7 protein-coding genes are annotated in these 6259 nt (G+C 68.9%); all 7 read right to left on the bottom strand.

The annotated features are described in order from the left end of the window. A partial coding sequence (locus VFF46_RS04355) for a metal ABC transporter permease (RefSeq protein WP_325035706.1) occupies positions 1-518 on the bottom strand: 518 nt, incomplete at its 3' end. Next, complete coding sequence (locus tag VFF46_RS04350; protein ID WP_325035705.1) at positions 515-1342, bottom strand: metal ABC transporter permease; 828 nt, start codon at positions 1340-1342, stop codon at positions 515-517. The genes VFF46_RS04355 and VFF46_RS04350, both read right to left, overlap by 4 nt. Positions 1343-1403: 61 nt before the next feature. Beyond that, positions 1404-2255 (bottom strand): metal ABC transporter ATP-binding protein, encoded by an 852-nt coding sequence (locus VFF46_RS04345; protein ID WP_325035704.1) that lies wholly within the window; start codon positions 2253-2255, stop codon positions 1404-1406. Beyond that, a complete protein-coding gene (locus tag VFF46_RS04340) occupies positions 2252-3202 on the bottom strand; it encodes a metal ABC transporter solute-binding protein, Zn/Mn family (protein ID WP_325035703.1) in 951 nt (316 codons plus the stop codon). The genes VFF46_RS04345 and VFF46_RS04340 overlap by 4 nt, the downstream gene beginning before the upstream one ends. 130 nt (positions 3203-3332) lie before the next feature. Continuing rightward, the gene (locus VFF46_RS04335) at positions 3333-4133 is read right to left on the bottom strand and encodes a TIGR03943 family putative permease subunit (RefSeq protein WP_325035702.1); all 801 of its coding nucleotides are present in this window, start codon (positions 4131-4133) and stop codon (positions 3333-3335) included. After that, complete coding sequence (locus VFF46_RS04330) at positions 4130-5140, bottom strand: permease (RefSeq protein ID WP_325035701.1); 1011 nt, start codon at positions 5138-5140, stop codon at positions 4130-4132. Before VFF46_RS04330 ends, VFF46_RS04335 begins: the two co-directional genes overlap by 4 nt. Before the next feature lie 169 nt (positions 5141-5309). Next, on the bottom strand, positions 5310-6167 hold the full coding sequence (locus tag VFF46_RS04325; RefSeq protein WP_325035700.1) for a DUF5996 family protein: 858 nt from the start codon (positions 6165-6167) through the stop codon (positions 5310-5312). Between the last annotated feature and the right edge of the window lie 92 nt (positions 6168-6259).

The raw sequence follows: 6259 nt of genomic DNA, 5'->3' as shown, positions 1-6259 counted from the left end.
AGCAGCCGAACAGGAACGCCGCCCGCCGCCGCGACCGCCTCGTCGATCGAGGCGAAGAGCAAAGGCCGCGCGATCAGGACCATCACCGCGCAGATGCCGCCGGCAACGATCGCGGCCAGTGCGGCCTGGCCGGCGCTGAGTGCGAAGATCGATCCGAACAGCATGCGTACGCCGGCGTTGCCGTTCGAGGCGCTGCGCGAGGTCGTGTACAGGGTCAGGAAGAACACGCCCAGGCCGAGGATCCAGGAGAACAGACTCCCGATCGCGACGTCATCGACCTTGGCGGACCGGCCGAGGACGCCGAAGAGCACCGCGGCCACGACGGTCAGCCCGAACAACCCGATCCGCAGGTCGAAGCCGACGGCGAGCGCGGCCAGTGCACCGGTGAATCCCGTATGTCCGAGTACGTCGCCGGTGAAGACCTGAGCTCGCAGGACCAGGAAGTACCCGGTCAGCCCGGCGGCGACCGCGATCGCCGTACCGGCGAGGAGCGCGTGCTGGAAGAACGGATGCGTCATCCGGTCACCTCGAGCAATCCGCCCGTACGGCGATCTCTCACGCCGGCGAGGTGCCGTCCGAGCCGGACCAGGCAGTAGGTGCCGAAGGCAAACGTCGAGACGTAGAACCCGACCGGGTACGGCGAGTAGTAGGCGGCCAGCAGGCCGAGCCAGGTCGTGATGAGGGCGATCGCGACGGCCAGCGGCAGGCTCGCCGCGGGGCGTGCGGTGATCGCCTGGGCGGTGGCCGCGGGGAGGACCAGGAGAGCGAAGACGAGCAGGGCGCCGGTGATCTGCGCCGCCTCCGCGGTGGCCGCGCCGAGCAGGACCAGGAACAGGACCGACAGCACGCGCACCGGGATCCGGCGGGCGGCCGCGACCTGCGGATCGATCGACGCGAACAGCAACGGGCGGCCGATGACGGCCAGACCGCCGAGGGCCACGACCGCGACGACCAGGAGCAGCGTCACCTGGCCGTGCGTGATGCCGAGGAAGCTGCCGAACAGCAGCGCGTTCACGCCGTTCAGGAAGCCCTTGTACAGCGCGACGAACAGGTATCCGCAGGCCAGCAGGAACGCCTGCAGCGCGCCGGTGAGCGCGGTCTCCTCGGACAATCGGTGCTGTCCTGAACGGGGGAGCACCGCGATCACCAAGGCCGCGCCGATACAGAAGGCGAAGTACCCGAGGCCGGCGCTGACGCCGAGCAGCGTGGCGCCCGAAGCGCCGGGGAAGCCCACGACCGACAGCGTGTGGCCGGCGAACGTCTGTCGCCGCAGGACCATGAACCAGCCGATGGCAGCGGCCATGACGGCCACGACCGCCCCGGCGCGGAAGGCGTTGACCATGAACGGATACGCCCACGCCTGCTGGATGTCCGCGATCAGGTTCCAGGACCACGCGGGCCCGTCAGGCGGCGGAATGGTGCAGCCCTCCCCGGTTCGTCGTACCGTCGTGCACCGCCGGTACGCCGGGATCGCCGACGACGACCATCCTGCCGTCGGAGGCGCGGAGTACGTCGACCTGCGTGCCGTAGAGACGGGACAGGGTGTCGGAGGTGATGACCTCGCCAGGGGGACCCGAGACCGCCTTCCCGCCGGCGACGTACACCACGCGGTCCAGGTGGTGGAGTATCGGGTTCACGTCGTGCGCGACCATCACGACGGCGACCTCTTGCTCCCGGCAGATCCGGCCGATGAGCGCGGCGACGGCGTTCTGGTTCGGCAGGTCGAGGCTGTCCAGCGGCTCGTCCAGCAGTAACAGTTCCGGACCCTGGACCAGCGCCTGGGCGATCAGCAGTCGCTGCTGCTCGCCACCTGAGCACTGGCCGATCGGGCGGTCAGCGTACGCCGAAGCTCCGACAAGTTCGATCAGGTCCGCGACTCGTGCCCGCGCCGCCGCATTGCGCCCGCGGCGGACGGGCAGCGGGAGGCCCCACCGATGCCCGTCAAGACCGAGGCGGACGATGTCGGTTCCGCGGATCCGCAGACCGGGGTCGAAGCTGCGGCGCTGTGGCAGATACCCGACCCGGCGGCCGGCTTGACCGGGCGCGGCGTCCAGGACCCGGACCTGTCCCGTTGCTGACGGCAACAGACCGAGCAGGACCTTGAGGAGCGTCGACTTACCGGCGCCGTTCGGTCCGAGGACGGCTGCGAACTCGCCGCGCCGGACGGTCAGGTCGACGCCGGCCCACAGCGTGCGCCCACCCACCCGGACGGCCGCATCGTGCAGCTCGATGACTGCGGCTTGTTCCGGGCTCACCGGCGGGCCGCCGTTGCCAGGGCCTGCTCGATCGCCTGCAGTTGGTGCACCTGCCAGTCCTGGAAGGTCGCACCGGCCGGCGTCAGGGTCTCGGTCACGGTCGCGACCGGAATGCCTTTCGCCTTGGCCGCCGCGACCTGAGCGCGGACGTCGGGCGTCGCGTTCTGACTGTTGAATACGTATACCTTGATCTGGCCGGTCGCGATCTGCTGGTCGATCGCCGCCTTGTCGGCCGCGACCGGGTCCGAACCCTCACTGATCGCGTTCAGGAAGCCGACGGGCGTCAGCATCCGCAGGCCCAACTGCTCGGCGAGCGGCGAGACGATCGACTCGGACGCGCCGATCGGCGTACCGGCGTACTTCGCCTTGATGCCGGCGACCAGCTTCTCGTACGGCGCCAGCGTCGTCTTCTCGTACGTCGTCCGCTGCTGGTCGAAGTACGCCGCGTCCGCCGGGTCGATCGCTTTGTAGTCGTCGGTGATCTTGCCGATCACGGTGTGGACGTCGGCCGGTGAGTACCAGCGATGCGGGTTCCCGCCCGGCTTGATGCCGAGCAGGTCGCCGACGTTGAGGTCGGTACGGTCGTTGCCCGCACTCGCCGCCAGCAGCTTCGAGGCCCACGCGTCGTACCCGATGCCGTTGACGACGGTGTACCGCGCGCCCGCGAACGTACGCGCGTCCGCGGCCGTCGGTTCGTAGTCGTGTGGATCGGCCGCCGGGTTGTTGATGATGCTGGTGACCTTGGCGCGACTGCCGCCGAGCTGACTCGCGATGCTGCCCCAGAAGTTCTCCGCGGCGACCACCTGAATGGTTCGGCTGCTGCCGCCCGCGGACGCGGTCGGTGCCGTAGAGCAGGCCGCAGCCGACGCGGCGGTAACGACGGTGACGACTCCGACGGCGATCCATCGCGCCGCGCGACGGACCCGAGGTACTGGGACAGGACGCATGATGCTTCGTTCTCCTCACGACCGGACAAGACCCGGGCACGTCCCCGGGTAGCAAGGAGCTTAACTGAAAACGATTTTCAACATCAACAAGACCCGTCCACCTCGGCCTCCCCAGGTGGGGGAGCGGGGACTATTCGTACGGGTTGGCGGGGGCGGGGACCTGTTTGATCGACTGGACCGTGAGGGCGGCCACGTCGCCGTCGGCGCGTTTGGTCGGTTCGGCCCAGGTGCCGGTGACGGTCACCCAGCGGTTCTTCGGCGGCGCCGCGTGGCCGCGGGCCTCGATCATGAAGGCCGAGGCGTCCGCGACGCAGCAGGTGATGCCGATGCGGGTGATGTACCAGACGCCGTTCTGGTCCGGGGTGACGAAGCCGGTCAGCTGGAAGGTGCGGCCCTTCATCGAGTCGGTGTTCCACACCGCCCAGACGGCGTAGTCGCGCACCGCGATGGTCGCGGCCCCGAACGAATGATTGCCCTGCCAGTACGCGTTGCCCTGCGCCTGCACGGGTTTCGCCGCGACCGGCGACTGGCGCTGTGCGGCGTCCGCCCCGAGTGCGGGCGGATCGACGACGAGGAGCGCGAAGATCGGGATCAGCAACAGCCAGGCGGCGCGCGGCAGACCGTGATGGCCATGGCCGTCGTCATCCGAATGCGTGTGCTGGTCGACCTCGTCGTCGCGCCGGCCCGTACGCCAGGGAGCATCCCGCCAGGCATCCTCGGGCCGGGCTGGTGGCGGCTCGTCCTCGGCGGGGTTCTTCCGCATATCCATCAGTACGTCGGTGATCGCGAGGATGATCAGGATCAGGCCGGCCGCGAGCAGCATCCACCGCATCCCGGGTTTCACGTACCGCAAGTACGTCCCGGAGATCGCGAGCTGCAGTACGGCGGCGCCGACGAACACGATCACCAGCCCGGCAACGTTGCGCTTCACAGCAACCACCATCCGACGAGCAGACTCGCCAGTACGGCGACCACGAACGTCGCGGGCGCGAACCGGGCGGCGAACTTCGGGCCGAACGTGCCCGTCTGCAAGGCGATCAGCTTCACGTCGACGATCGGCCCGACGACCATGAACGCGAGCCGTGCGGTCAGCGAGAACTGCGTCAGGCTGGCGGCCACGAACGCGTCCGCCTCGGAGCAGATCGCCAGCAGTACGGCGAGCAGCCCCAGGACCACCACCGACACCAGGAGATTCCCGGCCACGTGATCGAGCCAGCTCCGGGGAACGACGACGTTCAACGTGGCCGCGGTGGCCGCGCCGATCACCAGGAACCCGCCGGCGTGCAGGAAGTCGTGCAGCATCGCGGACCGGAACGTCTCGAACCTGCTGCCGTCGTGCGCGTGCCGGTTCTTCGGGACCTTCAGCCAGGATCCACCCTTGCCGGTCAGCAACCACAGCCAGCCGAGGATCATCGACACCCCGAGCGAGGTCACGGCCCGCGCGATCACGACCTTCGGCTGACCGGGGAACGCGACCGCCGTGGACGCCAGTACCACGGGGTTGATGGCGGGCGCCGACAGCAGGAACGCGATCGCCGCGGCGGGCGTGACGCCCCGGTTCATCAGTGCCGCGGACACCGGTACCGACGCACACTCGCAGCCGGGCAGCACCACGCCGGCGGCGCTGGCGACCGGTACGGCGAGGGCCGGGTGCTTCGGGAGGGCCTTCGCGAAGAACCACGCCGGGACGAACGCCGTCAGCGCGGCCGACAGCACGACGCCGAGCACCAGGAACGGCATCGCCTGGATCGTGACCCCGACGAACATCGTCGCCCACGTCCGGACCCCGTCATCGACGAACCACCCGGCGAACAACCGCCGCCCGAACAACGCCGTACCGACCAGCAGCACCAAGGTGACGGTGAACCCGACCGAGGACCGGAGCGGCTGTTTCGCTGTCGTACCGGCCCTTTCCGGGACCTTGGTTGGCGTGCTCACGCGCCGCATCCTGACACAACCCAGCGCGCCCCGGCGACCACGCACAGCGCCCGCGAGCTGAAAATCGCTGTCATTCCGCGAGATTCTCAGGGGCCAATTGGACGGGGGCCGGGCGTGGGCGGCGAGGAGGTGGGCATCGCGCCGCGGATCTCCGTTCAGAGCCCGCCGGTCACGGCCAGTTGGCGAGGGCTTTGGCGGCGTCGTACGTGCTGGTCAGGAATTCCGTCAAATACGCGTCGGGGTCGTCGGCCTTTCGTACGTCGCGGTACGGCAGGACGAATTCGCGCAGCTCGCCGTCGTAATAGCCTGCGGCCGGCCGAATTTCGGCGGCTTCCAGGGCGGGCGGGATCGGATAGGCATAGGAGTAGAAGATGCCTTCCTCGCGTCCGCCCGGCCAATAGCCGCAGCTCGACACCTCATGGCTGTACGCCTCGGCCATGACCCAGTCGGGGCAGTTCGGGACCCCGCCGGCGTGGCGGGGAGCCAGCCGGCCGGAGAACCTCGTGACCGCGAGGTCGAAGGCGCCCCAGAAGAAGTGCACCGGGCTGACCTTGCCGCTGAACGTGGACCGGAACTTCGTCAGCACCCGCTCGGCATGAACCAAGGAACAGTAGAAGTCCCGCACAGCCGCGGGGTCGTAGCTGTCGTGCTCGTGGTCGGCGTCGAACGGAATCGCGTGGGGCAGTTCGACGGGTACCGGACGGATGTGAACGTCGATGTCCAGTTCGCGGAGAGCGGAGCGGAACTCGGCGTAGAAGTCGGCGACCGAACGGGGCTCGAGACGCAGTACCCGACGGTCGCCCGCCGTGGTGTGGATGAGCAGCGTGTGGGTGAGGAAGTCGAAGGTGATCTCCACGCCGCCGCCGCGGTAGGGCATCAGCGACGTCGTCAACCCGACGGAGTTGACGTAGAGCGGCACGTTCCACCAGTGGTTGACGTGCGGCGTCAGTGCCAACCGAACCTTGCCGACGATCTGGGTCCAGAGATGCAGCGTGTCCCTGGTCGGCTGCCACGCTGCGATCTCCATCGTGGGCCAACTCGGCCTCGAATCCATCCGACGCTCCCGTCCTTGCCCGGAGACGTAACTCGTCTGGGACGAACACAACCACACGGCGGACC

Origin of the sequence: Kribbella sp., from assembly GCF_035655035.1 — a bacterium.
In the GTDB taxonomy this organism is placed as follows: Bacteria; Actinomycetota; Actinomycetes; order Propionibacteriales; family Kribbellaceae; genus Kribbella.
This window is presented reverse-complemented; position numbering and strand designations above follow the sequence as displayed.

Coding starts and splice junctions, on each gene's coding strand:
- VFF46_RS04350 (WP_325035705.1), bottom strand. CDS start 1,342: ATGGTCAACGCCTTCCGCGCCGGGGCGGTCGTGGCCGTCATGGCCGCT.
- VFF46_RS04340 (WP_325035703.1), bottom strand. CDS start 3,202: ATGCGTCCTGTCCCAGTACCTCGGGTCCGTCGCGCGGCGCGATGGATC.
- VFF46_RS04325 (WP_325035700.1), bottom strand. CDS start 6,167: ATGGAGATCGCAGCGTGGCAGCCGACCAGGGACACGCTGCATCTCTGG.